The following is a 22,466-nucleotide window of genomic DNA, read 5'->3' on the forward strand; positions in this document are numbered from 1 at the left end:
GCACGAAAATTGACAGCCCATCGTGGATGATCCGGCCGTGGCCCTCACCACGGCGCCTTGGATCGCATGATGATGAAGTTGCAAGCAGCACGATGTCAGCGTAACGGACACGCGTTTTTGGAGCCTAAGTGGCCGTGAGTAACATCGACGTTCGCCCATCCCTGGTGCAGCTGCTGGTCGCTGCATTGCTGCTGTGCTGGGCAACATTGGCCAGCGCCCAGGACTGGAACTACCGCGCGCGCCCCGGCGATACCCTGTGGGACCTGGGCGCACGCTACCTCAAGGCCGATGTGCAGTGGCAGCAGCTGCAGGCACATAACAGGATTGCAGATCCGTACCGGCTCGCGCCCGGCCAGACCCTGCGCTTCCCTATCGCCTGGTTGCGCGTACAGCCGGCACCGGCCCGGGTGGTTGCATTGCGCGGCCAGGTCCAGGTCAGCGATCCGGTCAACGGCACGCGCGCCTTGCAGGCCAACATGCTGCTGCCGATCGGCAGCCAGCTGCAGACCGGTGACGATGCCAGCGTCACCCTCAGCTTTGCCGATGATTCACGCCTGCAACTTCGCGAGAATTCGCTGCTGCAGCTGGACCAGCTCAGCAGCTATGGCGCCACCGGCATGGTGGATACCCGCATGCGCCTGCAACGCGGACGCAGCAGCAACCAAGTGACGCCAGCGCGCGGGCCGGCATCGCGCTACATCATCACCGCTCCGACCGCGACCAGCAGCGTGCGCGGCACCTTGTTCCGGGTGAACGCCGGCGACGAGGACAGTCCTGCAGCCACCGAGGTCGTCGAGGGTCGAGTGCAGGTAGGCAATCGCGCCGGCCAGCGGGTGATTGGTGGCGGCCACGCAACCCTGATCCGTGCAGCGGGCACCGCGCCAGGACAGCCGCGGCCCTTGCTGCCGGCCCCACAGCTGCTTGAATCACAATTGCGGCTGCAGCCACTGCCGTTGCTGGCTGCCTGGCAACCACTGGATGCGGCCAAGGGCTACCGGGTTGAAGTCGTACTGGCGGCGACACCAGACGTCGTACTGTTCGCCCGCGAGCTGGCAGAACCGCAGATCCGCATCGACAGCTTGCCGCCAGGCCAGCTGCGCCTGCTGGTCCGCGCCATCGACACCGACGGCGTCGAGGGCCTGGATGCCGAACATGATTTTTCGGTGCCCGAAGGCCTGCCCGCGCCGTTGACACTCGCGCCACTGCATGGACAGACCGTGCATCAGCTGCAGCCTCGCTTCCAGTGGGCCAAGGTTGCCGGCGCCACTGGCAGCGTGCTTCAGATCGCCGACAATCCAGACTTCCTGCACCCCTTGGTCGAACAACAGGCCCACAACCAGCAAGTGCGCATCCATAGCCCCCTGCCGGCGGGGAACTATTTCTGGCGACTGGCCTCAATCGATGCTGGCAACATGCCCGGCCGCTACGGCCAGGCATTGCCGCTGCAACTCAGTGATGTGCCCGTTGCGACACCTCTGGACTCGACCAGGGGCCAAAAGGGCCTGCTGACCCTGCGCTGGCCGGCCGACAGCGCCGCCCAGCACTATCGCGTGCAGATCTCGCGCAAGGCAGACTTCTCCCGACTGCTGCTGGATGAACACGTGGACATCCCCGAGATCGCATTCAAGCACCCCTGGCGTGGCGGCACCCTGCACGTGCGTGTGCAGAGCATCGAAGACGATGGCTATGCCAGCACCTTCTCCACGCCGCAGCAGATCCAGCTGCGCTGCCGGCTCTGCTATGGCGCCGGCGCCGGCGCCTTGTTGCTGCTCGCCTTATGAGGCCACTACGGCCGCGTTGGCAGGTAAGGCTGCTGTTTGTACTCGGCTGCGCGCTTGTGGTCGGCTGGCTCAGCCATGCCCGGGTGTTCTGGCAACAGGACGTGGCCAGCTACGATCTGTTGGTGGGCGACTGGGAGTACCCGCCCGACCCCCGCCTGGCGATCATTGCCATCGATGACCGCAGCCTGCAGCAACTTGGGCAGTGGCCGTGGCCACGCAGCACCCATGCGCAGCTGTTGGATCGCCTGCACCAAGCGGGCGTGGAGCGTGTTGCGCTGGACCTGATGCTCCCCGACGCAGATCGCAGGGATGCCAGCCAGGACAAGGCCTTGGCGGCCGCGATCCACCGCAACGGGCGGGTCGTGCTGCCGGTACTGGCCGCACCGACCAGTGACGAAGCGGTACCCGAGGAACTGCTGCCCGTACCCGCCATTGCCAAAGCGGCAGCAACGCTCGCACACACCGATATCGAAGTGGATGGGGACGGCGTTGCACGCGGCGCCTACCTCAAGGCAGGCATCGGTTCACCACATTGGCCTGCATTGGGTGCCGCACTTGCCGGGATCAACGAGCCGCTACCGGGCATGGCCGATCCTTCGCCGCAGACCCTTTCTCCCTATCAATGGCATCGCGATCACTACGTGCGCCTGCGCTATGCCGGGCCGCCTGGCAGCTTTCCGCAGATGTCCTATGTCGACGTACTGGACGGCCGGATACCTGCCGATCTGCTGAAGGGCCGACTGGTCATCGTCGGCATGACTGCCAGCGGCATCGCCCCACGCCTGCTCACCCCGACGTCACGCGACAACTGGATGAGCGGCAGCGAATATCAAGCCAATGTCGCCTCCATGCTGCTGGCCGGCAACGCCATTCGCCCGCTGCCACCGTTGCTGCAGACTGCAATCACCATGGCGCTGGTGGCACTGGGTGCGCTGGGCATCACTTCCGCCATCCGCCAACGTTGGCTGCTGGGCGCACTGGCCATCCCTGCTCCGATACTGCTGAGCCTGACTCTGCTCCATGGCGCCAACCTGTGGTTCGCACCCGTTGCGGCGACCGCGGGCTTCATCGGCATGCTGTTGTTCTGGACGCTATGGCAGATGCGCTACTGGCGCCGCCAAGCCAACCGTGACCCGCTCACCGGCCTGGCCAACCGCATGCGCTTTGAGGAGACGCTGCGGCGGGAGACCGATGCCGCGCGCCGTAGCGGCCGTCCCTTGACCCTGCTGCTGATCGATGTGGATCACTTCAAGAGCTGCAACGACAGCCACGGGCATTACGTCGGTGATCGCCTGCTGCGTTACCTGGGCCGCACCATCGAGGACATGGCGCGGCGTCCGCGCGACCTTGCCGCGCGCTTCGGTGGAGACGAATTCGCCCTGATCCTGCCCGACACGCCGCCAGCCGGTGCCGAGCAGCTGGTGCAGAGCTTGATCAACCGTGTACGCCAGCTCAGCGTCCCGATCGACAAGGCCCAGCACAGCAAGACCAGGACCACCGTCACCATCGGTGTTTGCAGCGTGCTGCCCGGTCCCGACGATGGCCCGGCACGCCTGTTCGAAGCCGCCGACGCTGCCTTGTACCAGGCCAAGCAGGCTGGCCGCGACGGCTACCACATCGCCCCGCCCTGGCCACACTGAATCCTTCCATACGCATGCGAATGCTAGACTCCGGTTCCCCTGTCAGTCCGCATCCGCAATGAAAGCCAGCCTGTTCCGCCGCGGCATCAACCTGTGGCCTCCGTTCCTGTTCGCCGGCATCCACGTCACCGCCATCAGCGCCGACTACCGGTACGTACGGGTCGAGCTGCGGCAACGGCCGTGGAACGTGAACTACGTGCGCACCCATTTCGGCGGCAGCCTGTTCGCGATGACCGACCCGTTCTGGATGTTGTGCCTGCTGCAGAACATGGGCAGCCGCTACTTCGTCTGGGACAAGGCCGGCACCATCGAGTTCCTCAAGCCCGGCCGTGGCGTGGTGTGGACCGAGTTCCGGCTCGATGACGCCACCCTCGACGAAGTGAGGTCGGCGACCGCGAATGGCGACAAGTACCTGCATTGGTTTGAGAATGACGTGCTCGATGCCAGCGGCGAGGTAGTAGCGCGCGTGCGCAAGCAGGTCTACGTGCGGCTCAAGCCGGACGCCCGCAAGCCGGATTGAGGCAGGGCAGCAACACAGATTTCTCTGAACGCAGCCGTTCCAGCGTTCAGCGGCGCACATACGGAAGACACCCGAACGCTACAATTCGCGGATGTCGCCTGAAGCCGTCTCCCCCGCCCCCCGCCCCTCCCTGCAACGTCTTTTCCTCACCGGCCTGCTGACCCTGCTGCCGATCTGGTTGACCTGGGTGGTCGTCAAATTCGTGTTCGTCCTGCTCTCGGGCATCAGCAGCCCGTTGATCGTGCCGTTGTCCGAGCGCATTGCCGCCTCGTTCCCGGACTATCTGGGCTGGATCAAGGTCGAATGGATGCAGGACATCACCGCCCTGCTGGCCACCTTGCTGGTGATCCTGCTGGTCGGCATCCTCAGCCGCCGTGTGATCGGCCAACAGCTGCTGCGTTGGTTCGGCGCGGTGATCCGGCGCATCCCCCTGGCCAGCATCATCTATGACAGCGCCAAGAAGCTGCTGGACATCCTGCAGACCAAGCCCGGCAGCACCCAGCGTGTGGTGCTGATCGACTTCCCGCACCGGGACATGAAGTCCATCGGTCTGGTCACCCGGGTGCTCAAGGAGCAGGGCACCGGCCGCGAACTGGCCGCCGTGTATGTGCCCACCACCCCCAACCCGACCTCCGGCTACCTGGAGATCGTCCCGGTGGAGATGCTCACCCCCACCGACTGGACCGTGGACCAGGCCATGAGCTTCATCATTTCCGGCGGTGCGGTCGCCCCGGACAGCGTGCCATTCACCCGCTCCGCCGACCGGTAAGCCCGATCCCATGCCTTGCGGTAATAACCACAGGGCATGGGACATAACCTGAGCTGTATCACTGGCGCGTGTTCATCCGCGCCACGACTGGTCGTCACCGCTTATATCGGGCAAGCTCCCGGGTCGATGTATTTGCGGAACACCTGATGCCTTACAGCCCGTTGCGCCTGCTTGCGCTTGCCATTGCCTCGATCATGACGCTGTCCGTTGCGGCCCCTGCCGACGCGGCGAAGAAGAAAACCCAGCGCCAGTCAGCGCCGCAGAGCCGCGCCGCCAAGCCCCGCACCACGCCGCGCCCGGCCCCGCGCCGACCGGCCGCAGTGCCGCTGCCGATCAAGCAGGACAACGCCGCCAAGCTCAACCGCATCTATGACGAGTACTGGGATGCCTCGATGCGGCTGAACCCGTTGCAGGCCACCTTCCAGGGCGACCAGCGCTACAACGACCAGCTACCCAACTTCCTGTCCGCGGCCTCGCGCCAGCAATCGCATGACTTCATGGTCGAATGGCTGGGCAAGGTCCAGGCCGTCGGCGCCACCGGCCTGCAGGGCCAGGACCTGCTGAGTTACGAAATCTTCGTGCGTGACGCGCAGGTCTCGCTGGCCGGCGAGCAGTACCCGACCTGGATGCTGCCGATCAACCAGTACTACAACCTGTCCAGCATCATCGCGGTGCTGGGCTCGGGTGCCGGCGCGCAGCCGTTCCGCACGGTCAAGGACTACGAGAACTGGTCCAAGCGTTCGCTCGGCATCCCCGCACTGTTCGACCAGGCCATCGCCAACATGCGCGAAGGCAAGGCCGCCGGCGTGGTGCAGCCGCGCGCACTGATGGAGAAAGTGCTGCCGCAGCTGGACGCGGTGATCAAACCCACGGCGGAGGAGAGCCTCTTCTGGGGCCCGATCCGCAACATGCCCGAGGACTTCTCCGCCGAAGACAAGGCCAGGCTCACTGCCGAGTACAAGCGCATGATCGAGAACCGGATCATGCCGGCCTATCGTTCGTTGCGCGGCTTCATCGCCACCGACTACATGGCCGCTGCACGCAGCACCGATGGCATGGCCGCCCTGCCCAATGGCCGCGCCTGGTATGCACACAATGTTGCCAGCAGCACCTCGCCGGCACGCACACCTGCCGAGATCCACGCGCTTGGCGAGCAGGAGGTCAAGGACCTGCAGGCCCGCATCGATGCGGTGATGAAACAGGCCAGGATCCGCGGCTCGCAGCAGAAAGCCTTTACCGCGATGCGCAATGACCGCCAGTTCGTATTCCGCGATGCCAACGCCCTGCTTGCCTACTATGCAGAGACTGGCCGCCGGGTAAACGCAGCGGTACCCACCCTGTTCAACGAACAGCCCAAGGCCAGCCTGGAAATCAAGGCGGTCGACGCCGAGCGCGCCGCCACCTCCAGCGCCGCCAGCTACCAGCCGGGCAGCGCCGATGGCCAACAACCCGGCGTGCTCTACGTCAACACCAGCGACCTGCCCTCACGCAAACGCTGGGCAGTGACCATGCAATACCTGCATGAAGCCATACCCGGCCATCACTACCAGTTGGGCGCACAACAGGAACTGGCCGCCTTGCCACGCTTCCGCCGCCTCGGTGGCGATGTTGCCTATGTCGAAGGCTGGGGCCTGTACGCCGAATCGCTGGGCCAGGAACTGGGCCTGTACAGCGACCCCTACGACCAGCTCGGCTATCTGCAGACCACCTTGCTGCGCACCGTGCGCCTGGTCGCCGACACCGGTCTGAATGCCGCCGGCTGGACCCGCCAGCAGGCCACCGAGTACATGGTCAAGAACGCCGACATCCCGGTCGCCGATGCCGCCTCCGAGGTCGAGCGCTTCATGGCCTTGCCCGGCCAGACCCTGGCCTACCGCGTAGGCGAGATCAAGATCCGCCTGCTGCGTGACAAGGCCAAGGCCGAACTCGGTGATCGCTTCGACCCGCGCGAGTTCCATCATGAAATCCTCAAGGACGGTTCCATGCCGCTGGAGATCCTTGAAGCCAAGATCGACCGTTGGATCGCCAGCAAGAAAGCCTGATCACCTACCCAGGAGCCGCCATGCCACGCTGGAAACCTCGACTCGCCCTGCTCTGCCTGTTCGCGTGCTCCAGCCTGGCCACTGCTACCCCCTTGGCCCCGCCTGATCCGGGCATCGACGGCTTGATGCAGCACTACGACGGCCAGGTGCCTGGCGCTTCTGTGCTGGTTTTGAAAGATGGCCAGCCCGCATTCCGCCGCAGCTATGGCCTTGCGGTGCTGGAGGACGGCACTGCGGTTACTCCAGCCAGCAATTTCCGCCTGGCCTCGGTCAGCAAGCAGTTCACCGCCGCGGCAATCCTGCTGTTGGCCGAAGACGGCAAGCTGGGCATCGACGATCCGCTGAAGAAGTGGCTGCCCAGCCTGCCCGCCGTCGCCGACACGATGACCTTACGGCAGCTGCTCAGCCATACCAGCGGCCTGCTCGACTACGAAGAGCTGATGGACCCGGCTGATACCCGCCAGGTCCATGATGCCGACGTGCTGCAGCTGCTGCAGAAAGAGAACCGGGCGTACTTCACGCCCGGCAGTGACTACCGCTACAGCAACAGCGGCTATGCCTTGCTGGCGCTGGTGGTGGGCAAGGCCTCCGGCAGCGACTTCGCCAGCTTCCTGCGCCAGCGCATCTTCCTGCCGCTGGGCATGAGCAACACCTACGCGCATCAGGACGGCGTCGATGAGGTGCCCAATCGCGCCTATGGCTACAGCCAGATCGATGGCCGCTGGCAGCGTACCGACCAGAGCACCACCAGCGCCGTGCTCGGCGATGGCGGCATCTATTCCTCGATCGACGACCTGGCCAAGTGGGATGCGGCGTTGTACGACGAGCGCTTATTGAAGGCCAGTTCGCTGCAACTTGCCTTCAGCCCGGCGACAAAGACCAGCGAACCCGACGTGCCGTTCTATGGCTTCGGCTGGCGCATCAATGGCGATGCGCTTTGGCATAGCGGGGAGAGCATCGGCTTCCGCAATGTGATCGTGCGTTATCCCAGGCAGAAGCTGACGGTGATCGTATTGAGCAACCGCAACGGCCCCGAGCCCTATGCACTGGCCATCGACATCGCCCGGCGCTGGCTGGATGCCGCGCGATGAGTCTGCTTGGCATCCATCATGTTGCGGTCATCTCAGCGGACTATGTGCGTTCGCGTGACTTCTACGTGCGCATTCTCGGCTTGGAAGTGATCGCCGAGAACTACCGCAGCGAGCGTGACTCCTGGAAGCTGGACCTGCGCCTGCCCGATGGCAGCCAGCTGGAATTGTTCTCCTTCCCGAATCCTCCCGCACGCCCCAGTCGGCCTGAAGCCCGCGGACTGCGCCATCTCGCCTTCCGGGTTGCAGCGCTGGACGATGTAGTAGCCCACCTGCAACGCGAAGGCGTGGCCTGCGAGCCGATACGCGTGGACGAGTTCACCGGCAGCCGCTTCACCTTCTTCGCCGACCCTGACGACCTGCCGCTCGAGCTCTACGAAACCCCCACCCTGTAGTGCCGAGCCATGCTCGGCAGAGGCGTTCCCCGCGAAAAGCAGCCCTCACCCCAACCCCCGCTCCGCGCCCCAGCCCTTGCGCCAGCGCAAGGTCGTTCAGGATGGGCACGAACCAGTGGTTCGTACACGCCCCTCCTTCACCCCGCCAGCGGGAGAGGGGCTTTAAGCAGGAGCGGGACCTGTAGTGCCGAGCCATGCTCGGCAGGAGCTTTCCCGACAACACATCCGCGCAACGGATTGCAGGAACGGCGTAAGCCACGAAGCCAAAGCAAGATCAACGGCGATGGAGCTACCCCTCCCCAACCCTCCCCTACGCCTACGGCGCAAGGGAGGGAGCGTAGAGCCATGCTCTGCAGGGGCTTTCCCCGCAACACATCAGCGCCTCAGATTGTGGGAGCGGCGTAAGCCGCGAAGCCAAAACAAGATCAAAAGCGATAAATCCAACCTCTCCCCAACCCTCCCCTTGGCCTTCGGCCAAAGAGAGGGGGCAACAACAGGTCACATTCCGACCGTTACCACGTCCCTGGACCTAGTGACTTCCGGCGCATTGCCGTAATCCCGGCTGTAGCTGAATGTGACAGCCATCATCCAAGGAGAGGTTCGGTCCCCATGCTGCAGATCCGTGGTTTGTCGAAAACCTACGCCAATGGCGTGCACGCACTGAAAAACGTCGATCTCGACATTCCCCGCGGCATGTTCGGCCTGCTCGGCCCCAATGGCGCCGGCAAGTCCTCCTTGATGCGCACCCTGGCCACGCTGCAGGAAGCCGACACCGGCAGCGCCACCTTGACCACCGCCGATGGCGCCAGCATCGACATCCTGCGCGACAAGGACGCGCTGCGTCGCAAGCTGGGCTACCTGCCACAGGATTTCGGCGTCTATCCCAAGGTCAGCGCGCTGGACCTGCTCGATCATTTCGCCGTGCTCAAGGGCCTGACCGCGCGCAAGCAGCGCAAGGAAGTGGTCGACGCACTGCTGCAGCAGGTCAACCTGTGGGATGCACGCAAGCGCAAACTCGGTACCTATTCCGGCGGCATGCGCCAGCGTTTCGGCATCGCCCAGGCGCTGCTGGGCAATCCGCAGCTGGTGATCGTCGATGAGCCCACCGCCGGCCTCGACCCGGAGGAACGCAACCGCTTCCTCAACCTGCTAGCCGAGATCGGCGAGAACGTGGCGGTGATCCTGTCCACGCACATCGTCGAGGACGTCACCGACCTGTGCCCGACCATGGCCATCATGAACAAGGGGCAGGTGCTACTGACCGGGCGCCCGGCCGATGCCATCAATGCCCTGCAGGCGCAGGTCTGGCGCAAGCAGGTGGCCAAGACCGCGCTGCCTGAGTACGAAAGCCGTTTCACCGTGCTGTCGACGCGACTGGTTGGTGGCCACCCGGTGATCCACGTATTCGCCGACAACTGCCCCGAAGCAGGCTTCGAACCGGTCGCGCCCGGTCTCGAGGACGTCTACTTCCAGCGCCTGCGCCTGCAGGCGCAGGCCGCCTGACGGAGACGACCATGACCCTCGCCTTCCTGCGCTTCGAGCTGCGCGAGCAGCTGCGTTCTCCCTTGTTGTGGCTGCTTGCGGTGCTGTTCGCACTCCTCGCCTTCGGCGCTGCCTCCAGCGACGCCATCCAGATCGGTGGTGGCATCGGCAATGTGCACCGCAATGCACCGTCGGTTATTGCGTTTTTCCTGGCTGTATTTTCGATACTGGGTTTGTTGGTTGTAACGTTGTTCGTCAGCAACGCCCTGCTTCGCGATTTCGATCTGAATACAGACGAGTTGATCTTTTCAAGCCCCATCAAACGTCGTCATTATCTTCTCGGCCGCATAGGCGCGGCACTGCTTGCCAGCTTGATGATGTACGTGGTCATCGCCATCGGCACTTTCGTAGCACAGTTCATGCCATGGATCGATTCCGCCCGACTCGGCCCCGTGTCATTGCGACCTTATTTTTGGTCGTTCTGCATCATGCTGGTGCCAAACCTACTGTTCGCGACCGCACTATTGTCACTACTAGCCGTAGTTACCCGCAGCATTCTCTGGGTCTACATTGGCGTCATAGCGTTCTTTGTCCTGTACTTCGTCAGCGGCAGCCTTCTGGCAGACGTCGACAACCGCCACATCGTTGCGCTGCTTGATCCATTCGGTCTGCGCCCTCTAGGGCTGGCGATGCGCTACTGGTCCGCAGAGGAGAGCAATACGGGCCTACCCGCTTTCAGCGGTTATCTGTTGGAAAACCGTCTATTGTGGCTGGGTATCACCGTCATCTTGTATGCCGCAACCTTTGTACTGTTCCGCACCGAGCGCAGTGGCACCGGCCGCAAGCGCGGCGACAAGGCCGTAACCACGACCAGCTCCGTACGCAGGAGCACCAGTGTCGACGTTCCAAAGACGACACCTGCATTCACAACACGCACAGGCTGGCGGCAACTGCTGCGACAAGTTGCCTTCGATGCGAAAAGCACCTTCCGCGGCGTGCCATTCCTGGTACTACTAGCGTTGGCGATGGCCAACTTCGTCCCCAATGCCCTGCACCGCCGCACCATGTACGGCACACCCAGTTGGCCGGTGACGTCGCAGATGCTGGAAGCGCTGCAGGGAAGCTTCAGTTTCGTACTGATCTTCATCGTGCTGTTCTACGCCGGCGAACTGGTGTGGCGTGAACGCAGCGCGCGCATCGCAGGCATCAGCGACGCCATGCCGGTGCCGAACTGGGTGCCGCTGTTGGGCAAGTTCCTCACCTTGATCGCAGTGGTATTGGCGTTCCAGGCCGTCGGCGGGCTCACCGCCATCGCCATCCAGCTGAGCAAGGGTTACACCCAGATCGAGCCGCTGCTGTACTTCAAGACGCTGACGCTGGACTCGGTGGTCTACATCCTGATGGGCGGCATGGCCTTGGTGCTGCAGGTGCTCAGCAACAACAAGTTCATGGGCTATGCGCTGCTGATCCTGTTGCTGATCGGGCAGTCGGTGCTGGGCATGCTCGACTACACCCAGAACCTGTACAACTTCGGCAGCTGGCCGATCGCCCCGTATTCGGACATGAACGGCTACGGCCATTTCCTGACCGGGCAGCTGGCCTTCCAGGGCTATTGGATGCTGTTCCTGCTGGTGTTGCTGTTGCTGTGCGCGGCCTTGTGGGTGCGCGGCGTGGACTCCGGCTGGCGGCAGCGCCTGCGATTGGCAAAACAGCGCCTGCGCGGCCCACTGGGTGCAGGTCTGGCAGCTGCCTCGCTGGCCTTCATCGCCTGCGGCGGTTGGCTGTACTGGAGCACCAACATCCGCAATGAGTTTGTCTCGCCGGACCAGCAGCTCGACCTCCAGGCCCGCTACGAGCGCGACTATCACAAGTACAAGGACCTGCCGCAGCCGCGCATCATCGCCATCGACAACAACGTCGACCTGCACCCGGAAACCCAGTCCGTGCGCATCGACGGCGTCTACCGCGTGCGCAATACCCATGCGACCGCCATCCCCGACATCCACGTCGCGATGGGCGATGACAAGACCCTGGCCAGCATCGAAATGGGCGGCGCCAAGCTGACCACACACGATGAGGAACTGGGCTACCGCATCTATCACCTGGATGCACCGATGGCACCAGGCGAGGAACGCGATATCCGCTTCACTGTCGACATCCATCCCAACGGCATCACTTCCGACCAGGCACAGACCCAGATCGTCGACAACGGCAGCTTCTTCAACAGCCGTGTACTGCCGGCCTTTGGTTATGACAGCGGCGCGGAGATCAGCGACCGCAACGAACGCCGCAAGCGTGACCTCGGTGAACCGACGCGCATGCCCAAGCTGGAAGATGAGGCCGCGCGGGCCAATACCTACATCTCCAATGACTCGGACTGGCTGGATTTCCGCAGCACCGTCTGCACCGCACCGGACCAGATCGCCTTGGCACCGGGCTACCTGCAGAAGGAATTCGAACGCGATGGCCGTCGCTGCTTCAGCTACGCCATGGACCGGCCGATGCTGAACTTCTACGCCTATCTGTCGGCACGCTGGCAGGTGAAGAAGGCCTCGTACAAGAACATTCCGATCGAGATCTATTACGACGCCAAGCATCCGTACAACGTGGACCGGATGATCGAAGCGGTGCAGAAGTCACTCACCTACTACGAGGCAAACTTCAGCCCATATCAGCACAAACAATTCCGCGTAATTGAGTTCCCCAGCTATGCCGGCAGCTTCGCTCAGGCGTTTGCCAATACGATTCCCTACTCGGAGTCGATCGGTTTCATCGCTGACCTGCGTGACAAGGACGATGTTGACTATGTGTTCTATGTCACCGCGCATGAAGCCGCTCATCAGTGGTGGGCACATCAGGTAATCAGTGCAAACGTCCAAGGGGCGACGATGCTGACCGAGTCGTTGTCGCAATACTCGGCCCTGATGGTGATGGAGAAGGAATATGGTCGCGGCCATATGCGTCAGTTCCTGAAGGACGAACTGGATCGTTACTTGGCCGAACGCGGTAGCGAAGACGTCGAGGAGCAGCCGCTCTATCGCAACGAGAACCAGCAGTACATCCACTATCGAAAGGCTTCGCTGGTGTTCTACCGCCTGCGCGAGGAAATGGGCGAGGACGCATTGAATCGTGCCCTGTCCCGCTTCATCCAGGCCAAGGCCTTCCAGCAACCGCCGTATACCACCTCGGCCGAACTGCTGGAGTTCATCCGCGCCGAAGCCAAGCCCGAGCAGCAGGGTCTGATCACCGACCTGTTCGAAAAGATCAGCTTCTACGACAACCGCGTGGTCGAGGCCAATGCCAGGAAACGGGCGGACGGCCGCTACGACGTGACCCTGCAGCTGCATGCGGACAAGCGTTACGCAGACGGCATGGGCAAGGAGACCGCGGGCACGCTGGACGACTGGATCGAGGTCGGCGTATTCGCCAAGGGCGCCTCCGGCAAGGAGCGCGATGAGAAGGTGCTGTATCTGCAGCGCCATCACATCACCGCCGCCGCACCCAGCATCACCGTCACCGTGGACCAGAAACCCGATGAGGCCGGCTTCGACCCGTACAACAAGCTGATCGACCGTGTATCGGCCGACAACCGCAAGCGGGTGACGGTGCAGTAAGCGACATTCAAGCGACGCCCGGCTTGAGCCCCTCTCCCGTTCACGGGAGAGGGGTTGGGGTGAGGGCAGCTTTTGAAGCATTACCGGGAAAGCCCCTGCCGAGCATGGCTCGGCACTACAGCTCCCGCCCCTACTCAAAGCCCCTCTCCCGCCTGCGGGGTGAAGGAGGGGCGTGTACGAACCACTGGTTCGTGCCCATTCTGAACGACCTTGCGCTGGCGCAAGGGCTGGGGCGCGGAGCGGGGGTTGGGGTGAGGGCGGCTTTTGAGGCATTACCGGGAAAGCCCCTGCCGAGCATGGCTCGGCACTACACATCGAAAATCTGCTGCACTGCGGATTCCGTACGGGACCGAATGCGGTTACATTCGGCCCGTAACAGCGCCGCCGGCAGCTGACCAAACCCACCCTGGGAGGGGACACATGCGTACGACTTTCAAAACCCTGTTGCTGGCCCTGCCGCTGCTGGCCGCCGGTTTCTCCGCCAGCGCCAGTGACAGCGCAGCGGGCCGCTGGCGCACCATCGATGACGAAACCGGCCGAGTGAAGTCCATCGTCGAGATCAGCCAGGCCGCCAATGGCACCCTCAGCGGCAAGGTGCTGCAGGTACTGCAGTCCGAGCAGGGCCCGCATCCGGTCTGCAACAAATGTGAAGGCGCCAACAAGGGCAAGCCGATCGAAGGCATGACCATCCTCTGGAATGTCCGTCCGGACGGCGCCAACAAGTGGGCCAACGGCACCATCCTGGACCCGGCCAAGGGCAAGACCTACAGCTCCAAGGTCGCCCTGGTGGACAACGGTCGCAAGCTGGATGTCTCCGGCTGCATCGCCTTCATCTGCCGCACCCAGACCTGGCTGCGCGACCAGTAAGCCGCTCAAAGCCCCCGCTTGGAAGCCCCTCTCCCTCCGGGAGAGGGGTTGGGGTGAGGGAAAGCTTTTAGCCACGCAAAATCAAAATCTCCCCCTCATCCGCCCTCCGGGCACCTTCTCCCGTAAACGGGAGAAGGGAAAGATCAGCAGCCCCGGCCTCCCGGGGCTGCTTCTTTCCGGCCATGCGATAATCCCCGGTCCCCTGCCGCAAATCATCGCCATGACCCGCAACGCCCTAGTCACCAATGCCCTGCCCTACGCCAACGGCCCGCTGCACCTCGGCCACCTGGTGGGTTACATCCAAGCCGACATCTGGGTGCGTGCGCGGCGAATGATGGGCGAGAAGGTCTGGTACGTCTGCGCCGATGACACCCACGGCACGCCGATCATGCTGGCCGCGGAGAAGGCCGGGGTGACCCCGGAAACCTTCATCGCCAATATCCAGGCTGGCCATGAACGCGATTTCGCCGCCTTTGGCGTGGATTTTGACCACTACGACTCGACCAACTCGGCCACCAATCGCGAGCTGACCGAGGCGCTGTACGCCAAACTCGACGCTGCCGGCCATATCAGCCGTCGCTCGGTGGCGCAGTTCTACGACCCGGCCAAGGGCATGTTCCTGCCCGACCGCTACATCAAGGGCACCTGCCCGAACTGCAAGTCGCCCGACCAGTACGGCGACAACTGCGAAGTCTGTGGCGCCACCTACGGCCCGACCGACCTGATCGAGCCGAAGTCGGTGGTGTCCGGCGCTACCCCGGAAATGCGTGATTCGGAGCATTACTTCTTCGAAGTCGGCCGTTTCCAGGAGTTCCTGCGCGAATGGCTGGCCGGCGACGTGGCCCTGCCGGGCGTCAAGGCCAAGCTGGCCGAGTGGCTGGATGCCGAGGGCGGCCTGCGCGCGTGGGACATCTCGCGTGACGCGCCCTACTTCGGCTTCGAGATCCCCGGCGCACCGGGCAAGTACTTCTACGTGTGGCTGGACGCGCCGATCGGCTACCTGTCCAGCTTCAAGAACCTGTGTGCCAGGACCGGCGACGACTTCGACGCCGTGCTCGCCGCCGACAGCAACACCGAACTGCACCACTTCCTCGGCAAGGACATCGTCAACTTCCACGGCCTGTTCTGGCCGGCGGTGCTGAAGGGCAGCGGCCTGCGCACCCCGACCAAGCTGCACGTCAACGGTTACCTGACCGTGGACGGCGCCAAAATGAGCAAGTCGCGCGGCACCTTCATCATGGCCCGCACCTACCTGGATGCCGGCCTGGCACCGGAAGCACTGCGCTATTACTTCGCAGCCAAGTCCTCCGGTGGCGTCGACGATCTGGATCTGAACCTGAGCGACTTCACCGCCCGCGTGAACGCCGATCTGGTCGGCAAGTTCGTCAACCTGGCCAGCCGCTGCGCCGGCTTCATCGCCAAGCGCTTCGACGGCAAGCTGGCCGACGCGCTGCCGGACCAGGCCCAGTACGACCGCTTCATCGCTGCGCTGGCGCCGATTCGTGAGGCCTACGAGCGCAACGACGCGGCCGCTGCCATCCGCCTGACCATGGCGCTGGCCGATGAAGCCAACAAGTACATCGACGACACCAAGCCCTGGGTCATCGCCAAACAAGAGGGCGCTGACGCCGAACTGCAGGCGGTCTGCACCCAGGGCCTGAATCTGTTCCGCGTGCTGGTCACCGCGCTCAAGCCGGTGCTGCCGGCCACGGCACTGCAGGCCGAGAGCTTCCTCAACGCCCCGGTCCATGGCTGGGACGACATCACCACCCCGCTGACCGCACACAGCATCGCCGCCTACGTGGCGCTGTTCACCCGTATCGACCCAAAGATGATTGACGCAATGACCGACGCTTCCAAGGACACCCTCACCGCCCAGCCCGCCGCCGAGGCCAAGCCGGCCAAGGCAGAAAAGCCCGCCAAGGTCGAAGTGAAGACCGAAGCGAAGGCCGAAGGTGAAGCTTCCGCGTACATCGGCATCGATGATTTCGCCAAGCTCGACCTGCGCATCGGCAAGGTGCTGGAGTGCGGCTTCGTCGAAGGCTCGGACAAGCTGCTGCGCTTCCTGCTGGATGCCGGCGACCTCGGCCAGCGTCAGATCTTCTCCGGCATCCGCGGCAGCTACGCCGAGCCGGAAACCCTCGTCGGCCGCAACGTGGTGTTCATCGCCAACCTGGCCCCGCGCAAGATGCGCTTCGGCCTGAGCGAAGGCATGATCCTGTCGGCCGGTTTCGACGGCGGCGCACTGGCGCTGCTGGATGCCGACGGCGGAGCATTGCCGGGCATGCCGGTTCGCTGACGCCGGGAGTCGAATAGGGAGAGTCGGGAGTCGTAGAAGCAGGCGCATGGCTTCATCACTTCCGGAGCTCCCCGGGCCGACCATGTTTGCAGAAGAACGAAAGCCGTAGCGATGAAGGGAATCACGGCGCTGGCGATTCCCAACTCCCAACTACCCATTCCCGGCACTCATGCAACTCGCCCTCTTCGACTTCGACCACACCATCACCGTCTGTGACACCTACAGCCGGTTCCTGCGTCGTGTGGCCACGCCGGAGCAGCGCGCGCAGGGGTGGTGGCGGGTTGGGCCGTGGGTATTGGCGTATCGGCTGAAGCTGATCTCGGCCGAGCGCGTGCGTCGTCGTGTCACCGCCCAGGTCTTCACCGGCCGCCATGCCGGTGAAGTCAGCCAGATGGCACGCGACTATGCGCGCGAGCACCTGCCCGGCATGGTGCGTCCAGAGATGCTGGAGCAGATCCAGTGGCACAAGGCGCAGGGCCATACCGTGGCGGTCGTGTCCGGCTCGCTCGACCTGTACCTGCAGCACTGGTGCGAACAACTGGGCCTGCAGATGATCTGCAACCGGCTCGAAGTGCAGGACAACCGCTTCACCGGCCGCTACGCCGAGGGCGACTGCGGCGCGCGCAAGGTGACCTTGATCCGCCAGCGCTTCGACCTGGGCACCTACCAGCGCATCCATGCCTACGGCGACAGCAGCGAAGACAAACCTATGCTGGCGCTGGCGCACGAGCGCTGGTATCGCGGCAAATGCCTGACCTGAGCCCCACTCCCGCCGGGAGAGGGGTTGGGGTGAGAGCAAACAGCAGGACTCTCCAATGAATACCCAACCCTCATCAGACGCTGCACGCCACCCACTCCCGCAGGGAGAAGGAAAGGTTGCGCTGGTCGAACGCCTCGATCGGCTGCTGCCGCAGACCCAGTGTGGGCAGTGCGGTTATGACGGCTGCCGCCCTTATGCCGAAGCCATGGCCTCTGGCAATGCCGGAATTGATCACTGCCCGCCGGGTGGCGACGCTGGCGCGCGCGCACTGGCTCATCTGCTGGGTGTTCCGGCCCTTCCCTACGACCGCAGCCGTGGCGAGCACAAACTGGCGCAGGTCGCGGTGATCGTCGAAGCCGACTGCATCGGCTGCACCAAGTGCATCCAGGCCTGCCCCGTCGATGCCATCGTCGGCGGCGCCAAATACATGCATACCGTGCTGGCCGACCTGTGCACCGGCTGCGAGCTGTGCATCCCGCCCTGCCCGGTGGATTGCATCGAGCTGCAGGCAGTGACAACCCTTGCAGCTGTAGGAGCGGCGTAAGCCGCGAAGCTCGTAGCAAACCAGCTGCCGGAGATTCCGATCATCGGCATCAAACCGAAAGAGCGCAGCTGTTTCAGATCATGTTGAACGCTGCAATCCGAACAGTACCGGCTTCGCGGCTTACACCGCTCCTACAACACAGCGGAATCCTGCGGTCTCAATACTCGTCATCCTCGTCTTTCGGCGGCAGTGGCGGCACGGTGTACTGGTGCCCATGCGCCCGGCAATCCGCAATCAAAGCCTCCGCATCGGCTCGCACTATCGCGCGCGTGCCCAGCGGATACCGGTTGTCCTCGACCAGGTCGGTGCGAAGGTCGGTAACCGGTGAGAACGAGGCCGATACCGCGTAGCGCTCCTCCGAGGTAGCCAGCGCATCACCGCCCCACCAGCGGATCAACCATTGTGCGTTGTCCCAGATCAGCACCGTTTCCAACGTGCCGCGGTCGAGCAGGTAGCCAACCGCGCAGAAGCGGTTGGGGACGCTGCGGTCACCATGGCGCCGTACCGTGTTGCGCAGCTCTGCCTCGATCAGCTTGAACTGCGGGTACTGCAGCGGCTCGATGCGCTGCACCGGCGCTTGCGCGTAGATCAGCTTCGACCTCGGTGCCTGTGCTGCCACCGACACACTGGCGGCCATGCCTGCCAGAACACAACACAGCGCGAACAACAGACGGCTTTTCATTCCTTTCCCTTGCCTCCCTGCAAAGACATCACCAGCCTCAAGGCTGGATCTACCTGGATGCGATCACACCCAGGGCAGACCAGCGGTAGATGCAGTCCGCTTACGGCACAGCCGCAGTGATCACGATCTCGATCTTCCATTCCGGATTGGCCAGCTTGGCCTGCACGGTGGCACGCGACGGCGTTGCACCCTGCGGCACCCACTTGTCCCAGGCTTGGTTCATGCCGGCGAAGTCAGCCAGGTCAGCCAGGAAGATCTCGGCGCGCAGGATCTTGGTCTTGTCGGTCGGGGCCAGGCGCAGCAGATCGTCGATGGCCTGCAGCACCTGCTCGGTCTGGCCAACGATATCGGCGCTGGTGTCTTCCGGCACTTGCCCGGCCAGATAGGCCACGCCATTGTGGATGGTCATTTCCGACATGCGCGGGCCGGTATCGAAGCGCTGGATCATCAGGGTGACTCCGTGTTGGGGATGTAGCCGCCATTGTGAGGGCAAGTGGAAGTTTCAGGCGTTTCTTTGCGTGAACGACGCCACGATGCAAGCGCCACCAACAGCAGCCAGCCCACCACGACCGCAATCACCAGCTTCTGCCCCAGTCCGCGCGGGCTGCCACGCCACAGCACGTGCAGCCACAGCCCGGCGAAGGCCAGCCATGCCCAACCCCAGGTCAGCCAATACAGTCGACGCCAATGCGCGTCACGGCCGAAGCACCAGGCCTGCAGCAGCATCGCCACGGTCACGCACAGGAACGCGGTCTGGGCCGCCAGACCATGAATCAGCGGCGCCAGCAATGGTGCGAACTGCGGCAGCCAGCTGTCGCCTATCGCCACCGTAGCCAAACCAAGCCCGGCCACGGCGAACAGACTGGGCGGCAAGCCGCGCCGTGCGCTGCCATGCGCTTGCCTGTACAGCATCAGGCCAAGCGCGGCGATGGCCAGCGCCAGCAGGCAATAGACGCTGCGCAGTACAAGCCCATAGGGGCCGTGCAGATACAGACTGAGGGTCGCCCGTACCCAGTCCAGGTCATCACGCGCAAACTGCAGAGCAATGGCAACAACCAGGAACACCAACAAGGCCAACACCACGGCCAAGGCCAGCGCTGGCGATTGCCGAGTTCCGCTGTGCGATCCAATGTCCATGCCCTCTCCCCGCCGTTCGAGCTGCCAAGTCTAGTGCGCCTGCGGCCAGCCCGCTGACTGAAGGCGGTGAAAACGCTGCGCTGCGTGCATGCAGCCATCATCACGCAAGGGGGCTAGTCTTATGCGTCCGCGCCGCGCCAGCGCATAGCTCCCTCCCGTCTGCATGACCGCGTCGTCCACGTCTTCGGAACCTTCCATGCCGGGTTGGCGGCGTGTTGCCGCCATCCTCGTCACCCTCGCCATCATGGCAATGGCGCTGCATGCCTTGGCCGGTGAGTTCAGCGACCACGGTTACCACCAGATCCGTGCCGCGATACGCGGTCTCTCGTGGTCGCAACTGGGCTTGGCAACGTTGTTGGGCATGGCCAGCTATGCCTGCCTGGTCGGCTTCGATGCGATCGGCCTGAGGCGCGCCAAACACCCCTTGCCCGCCGCACGTGTCGGCATCACCGCCTTCCTGGCCCACGCCGCCGGGCAGACCCTGGGCTTTGCCGCACTGACGGGTGGCGCCATCCGCGTGCGCAGCTACGGCCGTGCCGGACTCAGCCTTGCCGAGATCGGCCAGGTGGTGCTGATGAGCACCTTGGGCTTTGTGTTCGGTGCCTGGCTGCTGCTTGGCCTGGCCTTGCTGCTGGAACCCGGTGCCGCCGCGCTGGCATTGCCGATATCGGCCACAGCGGTGCATGCGCTGGGCATCGGCTTGCTGGTCGGTTTCGCCGCGATGCTGCTGTTGGTCGGCCGCCACGGCCGCAGCGTCGGCTGGGGCACGCACCGGATGTGGATTCCCGACCGGCGCACGGTGCTGGAAGTCACCGCGCTGAGCGTGGTCGAGCTGGGCCTGGCCTCGGCAGCGTTCTACGTGCTGCTGCCGGCGCAGGCCGAAGTCGGCTTCATCGGTTTCGTCGGCCTGTATCTGGTCGCGGTGGTGGCCGGGCTGGTGTCCACCGTGCCCGCCGGCTTGGGCGTGTTCGAGTGGAGCCTGCTCAAGCTGCTGCCGCAGGTTGCGCCGGCCGCAGTCCTCGCCGCCGCCGTGGCCTATCGCATCACCTATTACCTGCTGCCATTGTTCCTGTCCGCGTTGCTCGCCGCCCTGGCCAGCCTGCGTCGCCCGCTGCGCAGCGGTGCCGGCACGGCGTGGTCGGTACTCCGGCCATGGCTGCCGCAACTTATCGCACTGGCCGTGTTTGCGGCCGGCGCACTGCTGCTGATCGACGGTACCCTGCCGGTGCCCCATCAGCGGGTGTTGCCAGCTTCGCTGCCGATCGTGGAGACCTCGCACCTGCTTGGCAGCCTGGGCGGTGTGTTGCTGCTGCTGATCGGGCAAGGCCTGCAACGGCGCAGCCACGCCGCGTGGATGCTGGCACTCGCGCTGTGCATTGCCCTGCCGCTGCCGGCCTGGTTGCGTGGCGGCCATCTGACGGTGGCCCTGATCTTGCCGCTGGTGGCGGTGGCGCTGTGGGCGGCACGACGCGAGTTCTACCGCGAAGGCGCGCTGCTGGACGAAGCATGGTCGTGGCCATGGCTGCGCAATGTCGCACTGGTACTGGTGGCGACGGTGTGGCTGCTGTTCTTCGTCTACAGCCACGTCGAGTACCAGAACGAACTGTGGTGGCAGTTCGCCACCTCCGGCAATGCGCCACGTGCGCTACGCGCCTTGCTGCTGGTCTGCATCGCGCTGATCGTGTTCGGGCTGGCGCGCCTGCTGCACAGCACCCGCAGCCCGCTGCCCTTGCCGGATGCAGCAACACTGGAGCAACTGCGCCCGGTATTGGCCCTTGCGCAGGACACCCAGGCCTGCGTGGCAATGACCGGCGACAAGGCGATCCTGCACAGCGAGGCCGGCGATGGCTTCGTGATGCTGCAGCGTTACGGCGGCTCGCTGGTGGCGATGGGTGATCCGGTGGGGCCGCCGCAGGTGGCGGCGGCCTTGATCTGGCGTTTCCGTGAAGAAGCCGACCGGCTTGGCCTGCGGCCGGTGTTCTACCAGACCAGCGACAAGTACTGGCAGCACTATCTCGATCTTGGCCTGACCCTGGTCAAGCTGGGCGAAGAAGCGATGGTGCCGTTGCAGGATTTCAGCCTGGCCGGCAGCGAGCGCGCGGACCTGCGCCAGGCGTGGAACAAGGGCAAGCGCGGCGGGCTCAGCTTCCGGCTTGCTCCCGCCAGCGACATGCCCGCATTGCTGGGCGAGTTGGCGGAGATCTCGGATGCATGGCTGGATGAAAAAGCCGGCGAAGAGAAAGGCTTTTCGCTGGGCAGCTTCGAGCCGGGCTATATGAGCCGTTTCCCGCTGGCGCTTGTCGAAGCGGAAGGGCGCATCGTCGCCTTCGCCAATATCTGGCAGGCACCGGCCGGGCATGAGCTGTCGGTTGACCTGATGCGGCATCGCCCGGATGCACCCAAGGGCACGATGGACTTCCTGTTCATCGAGTTGTTCCTGTGGGGCGCCGCCAATGGCTATACCCGCTTCTCGCTGGGCATGGCGCCGCTGACCGGCCTGGCCCAGCATCGGCTGGCCGGCCGCTGGAACCGATTCGCCAACCTGGTCGCGCGTCATGGCGAGCGCTTCTATGGCTTCAGCGGACTGCGCCGCTTCAAGTCCAAGTTCGCACCGGAGTGGCGCCCGCGTTATCTGGCCGCGCCTGGTGGTGTGCATCTGCCAGCAGCGTTGCTGGATGTGACCCGGTTGATATCACTGGATCCGAGTAGAAGGTAAGACCGTTGGTTTGTGGGAGCGGCGTAAACCCCGCAGGGGGCCAACGTTGCGATAACCACTATAGGCGCGGTAAACGCCCCCCCCAAAACCCCCCACCAACCACCCGCCCAGCGGGCACACACAACCAGAG

Annotated in this window: 17 protein-coding genes; 14 read left to right on the forward strand and 3 right to left on the reverse strand. The window is 64.1% G+C overall.

The annotated features are described in order from the left end of the window. Positions 1–134: 134 nt before the first annotated feature. From AC1VWL_RS07975 to rnfB, 13 genes are all read left to right on the forward strand, one after another. Positions 135–1,781 (forward strand): FecR family protein, encoded by a 1,647-nt coding sequence (locus AC1VWL_RS07975; protein ID WP_482986340.1) that lies wholly within the window; start codon positions 135–137, stop codon positions 1,779–1,781. Beyond that, positions 1,778–3,421 (forward strand): CHASE2 domain-containing protein, encoded by a 1,644-nt coding sequence (locus tag AC1VWL_RS07980; protein WP_482986341.1) that lies wholly within the window; start codon positions 1,778–1,780, stop codon positions 3,419–3,421. Before AC1VWL_RS07975 ends, AC1VWL_RS07980 begins: the two co-directional genes overlap by 4 nt. Positions 3,422–3,479: 58 nt before the next feature. Beyond that, positions 3,480–3,941 (forward strand): DUF4442 domain-containing protein, encoded by a 462-nt coding sequence (locus tag AC1VWL_RS07985; RefSeq protein WP_482986342.1) that lies wholly within the window; start codon positions 3,480–3,482, stop codon positions 3,939–3,941. 91 nt (positions 3,942–4,032) lie between these two features. Continuing rightward, positions 4,033–4,710, forward strand: a complete 678-nt coding sequence (locus AC1VWL_RS07990; protein ID WP_303749474.1) for a DUF502 domain-containing protein — start codon at positions 4,033–4,035, stop codon at positions 4,708–4,710. A gap of 146 nt (positions 4,711–4,856) precedes the next feature. Further along, entirely contained in the window at positions 4,857–6,752 is a 1,896-nt protein-coding gene (locus tag AC1VWL_RS07995) for a DUF885 domain-containing protein (protein ID WP_482986343.1), read from the forward strand. Positions 6,753–6,772: 20 nt separating this feature from the next. Beyond that, on the forward strand, positions 6,773–7,843 hold the full coding sequence (locus AC1VWL_RS08000) for a serine hydrolase domain-containing protein (RefSeq protein ID WP_482986344.1): 1,071 nt from the start codon (positions 6,773–6,775) through the stop codon (positions 7,841–7,843). Continuing rightward, positions 7,840–8,235, forward strand: coding sequence for an SMU1112c/YaeR family gloxylase I-like metalloprotein (gene gloA2, locus AC1VWL_RS08005; protein WP_482986345.1), 396 nt, complete (start codon positions 7,840–7,842; stop codon positions 8,233–8,235). Before AC1VWL_RS08000 ends, gloA2 begins: the two co-directional genes overlap by 4 nt. A gap of 609 nt (positions 8,236–8,844) precedes the next feature. Continuing rightward, positions 8,845–9,738: an ABC transporter ATP-binding protein gene (locus AC1VWL_RS08010; protein WP_482986346.1), complete on the forward strand. Its 894-nt coding sequence runs from the start codon at positions 8,845–8,847 to the stop codon at positions 9,736–9,738. Between the two features lie 11 nt (positions 9,739–9,749). Further along, positions 9,750–13,331, forward strand: coding sequence for an ABC transporter permease/M1 family aminopeptidase (locus AC1VWL_RS08015; protein ID WP_482986347.1), 3,582 nt, complete (start codon positions 9,750–9,752; stop codon positions 13,329–13,331). Between the two features lie 420 nt (positions 13,332–13,751). Beyond that, positions 13,752–14,198 (forward strand): DUF2147 domain-containing protein, encoded by a 447-nt coding sequence (locus tag AC1VWL_RS08020; RefSeq protein WP_296245969.1) that lies wholly within the window; start codon positions 13,752–13,754, stop codon positions 14,196–14,198. A 220-nt stretch (positions 14,199–14,418) separates the two neighbouring features. Then, positions 14,419–16,497, forward strand: a complete 2,079-nt coding sequence (metG, locus tag AC1VWL_RS08025) for a methionine--tRNA ligase (RefSeq protein WP_481533253.1) — start codon at positions 14,419–14,421, stop codon at positions 16,495–16,497. Positions 16,498–16,666: 169 nt separating this feature from the next. After that, the gene (locus tag AC1VWL_RS08030) at positions 16,667–17,257 is read left to right on the forward strand and encodes an HAD family hydrolase (RefSeq protein WP_482986348.1); all 591 of its coding nucleotides are present in this window, start codon (positions 16,667–16,669) and stop codon (positions 17,255–17,257) included. Positions 17,258–17,312: 55 nt separating this feature from the next. Beyond that, positions 17,313–17,801 (forward strand): Rnf electron transport complex subunit RnfB, encoded by a 489-nt coding sequence (gene rnfB / locus AC1VWL_RS08035; protein ID WP_482986349.1) that lies wholly within the window; start codon positions 17,313–17,315, stop codon positions 17,799–17,801. Positions 17,802–17,958: 157 nt separating this feature from the next. Here the strand turns inward: rnfB and AC1VWL_RS08040 are convergent, their stop codons facing one another. From AC1VWL_RS08040 to AC1VWL_RS08050, 3 genes are all read right to left on the reverse strand, one after another. Then, entirely contained in the window at positions 17,959–18,483 is a 525-nt protein-coding gene (locus AC1VWL_RS08040; protein ID WP_482986350.1) for a hypothetical protein, read from the reverse strand. A gap of 100 nt (positions 18,484–18,583) precedes the next feature. Continuing rightward, complete coding sequence (locus AC1VWL_RS08045) at positions 18,584–18,931, reverse strand: RidA family protein (protein WP_303749463.1); 348 nt, start codon at positions 18,929–18,931, stop codon at positions 18,584–18,586. Continuing rightward, positions 18,931–19,620 (reverse strand): DUF998 domain-containing protein, encoded by a 690-nt coding sequence (locus AC1VWL_RS08050; protein WP_482986351.1) that lies wholly within the window; start codon positions 19,618–19,620, stop codon positions 18,931–18,933. The genes AC1VWL_RS08045 and AC1VWL_RS08050 overlap by 1 nt, the downstream gene beginning before the upstream one ends. 163 nt (positions 19,621–19,783) lie before the next feature. Between AC1VWL_RS08050 and mprF the strand changes: the two genes are divergently transcribed. Then, the gene (gene mprF / locus AC1VWL_RS08055; protein WP_482986352.1) at positions 19,784–22,336 is read left to right on the forward strand and encodes a bifunctional lysylphosphatidylglycerol flippase/synthetase MprF; all 2,553 of its coding nucleotides are present in this window, start codon (positions 19,784–19,786) and stop codon (positions 22,334–22,336) included. Positions 22,337–22,466: the final 130 nt, after the last annotated feature.

The sequence above is a fragment of the Stenotrophomonas sp. STEN063 genome (assembly GCF_056854515.1).

Excerpts from the sequence above, each read along its gene's own strand:
- AC1VWL_RS07980 (WP_482986341.1), top strand. The coding sequence starts at position 1,778 with ATGAGGCCACTACGGCCGCGTTGGCAGGTAAGGCTGCTGTTTGTACTC.
- AC1VWL_RS07985 (WP_482986342.1), top strand. The coding sequence starts at position 3,480 with ATGAAAGCCAGCCTGTTCCGCCGCGGCATCAACCTGTGGCCTCCGTTC.
- AC1VWL_RS07990 (WP_303749474.1), top strand. The coding sequence starts at position 4,033 with ATGTCGCCTGAAGCCGTCTCCCCCGCCCCCCGCCCCTCCCTGCAACGT.
- AC1VWL_RS07995 (WP_482986343.1), top strand. The coding sequence starts at position 4,857 with ATGCCTTACAGCCCGTTGCGCCTGCTTGCGCTTGCCATTGCCTCGATC.
- AC1VWL_RS08000 (WP_482986344.1), top strand. The coding sequence starts at position 6,773 with ATGCCACGCTGGAAACCTCGACTCGCCCTGCTCTGCCTGTTCGCGTGC.
- gloA2 (WP_482986345.1), top strand. The coding sequence starts at position 7,840 with ATGAGTCTGCTTGGCATCCATCATGTTGCGGTCATCTCAGCGGACTAT.
- AC1VWL_RS08010 (WP_482986346.1), top strand. The coding sequence starts at position 8,845 with ATGCTGCAGATCCGTGGTTTGTCGAAAACCTACGCCAATGGCGTGCAC.
- AC1VWL_RS08015 (WP_482986347.1), top strand. The coding sequence starts at position 9,750 with ATGACCCTCGCCTTCCTGCGCTTCGAGCTGCGCGAGCAGCTGCGTTCT.
- AC1VWL_RS08020 (WP_296245969.1), top strand. The coding sequence starts at position 13,752 with ATGCGTACGACTTTCAAAACCCTGTTGCTGGCCCTGCCGCTGCTGGCC.
- metG (WP_481533253.1), top strand. The coding sequence starts at position 14,419 with ATGACCCGCAACGCCCTAGTCACCAATGCCCTGCCCTACGCCAACGGC.
- AC1VWL_RS08030 (WP_482986348.1), top strand. The coding sequence starts at position 16,667 with ATGCAACTCGCCCTCTTCGACTTCGACCACACCATCACCGTCTGTGAC.
- rnfB (WP_482986349.1), top strand. The coding sequence starts at position 17,313 with ATGAATACCCAACCCTCATCAGACGCTGCACGCCACCCACTCCCGCAG.
- AC1VWL_RS08040 (WP_482986350.1), bottom strand. The coding sequence starts at position 18,483 with ATGAAAAGCCGTCTGTTGTTCGCGCTGTGTTGTGTTCTGGCAGGCATG.
- AC1VWL_RS08045 (WP_303749463.1), bottom strand. The coding sequence starts at position 18,931 with ATGATCCAGCGCTTCGATACCGGCCCGCGCATGTCGGAAATGACCATC.
- AC1VWL_RS08050 (WP_482986351.1), bottom strand. The coding sequence starts at position 19,620 with ATGGACATTGGATCGCACAGCGGAACTCGGCAATCGCCAGCGCTGGCC.
- mprF (WP_482986352.1), top strand. The coding sequence starts at position 19,784 with ATGACCGCGTCGTCCACGTCTTCGGAACCTTCCATGCCGGGTTGGCGG.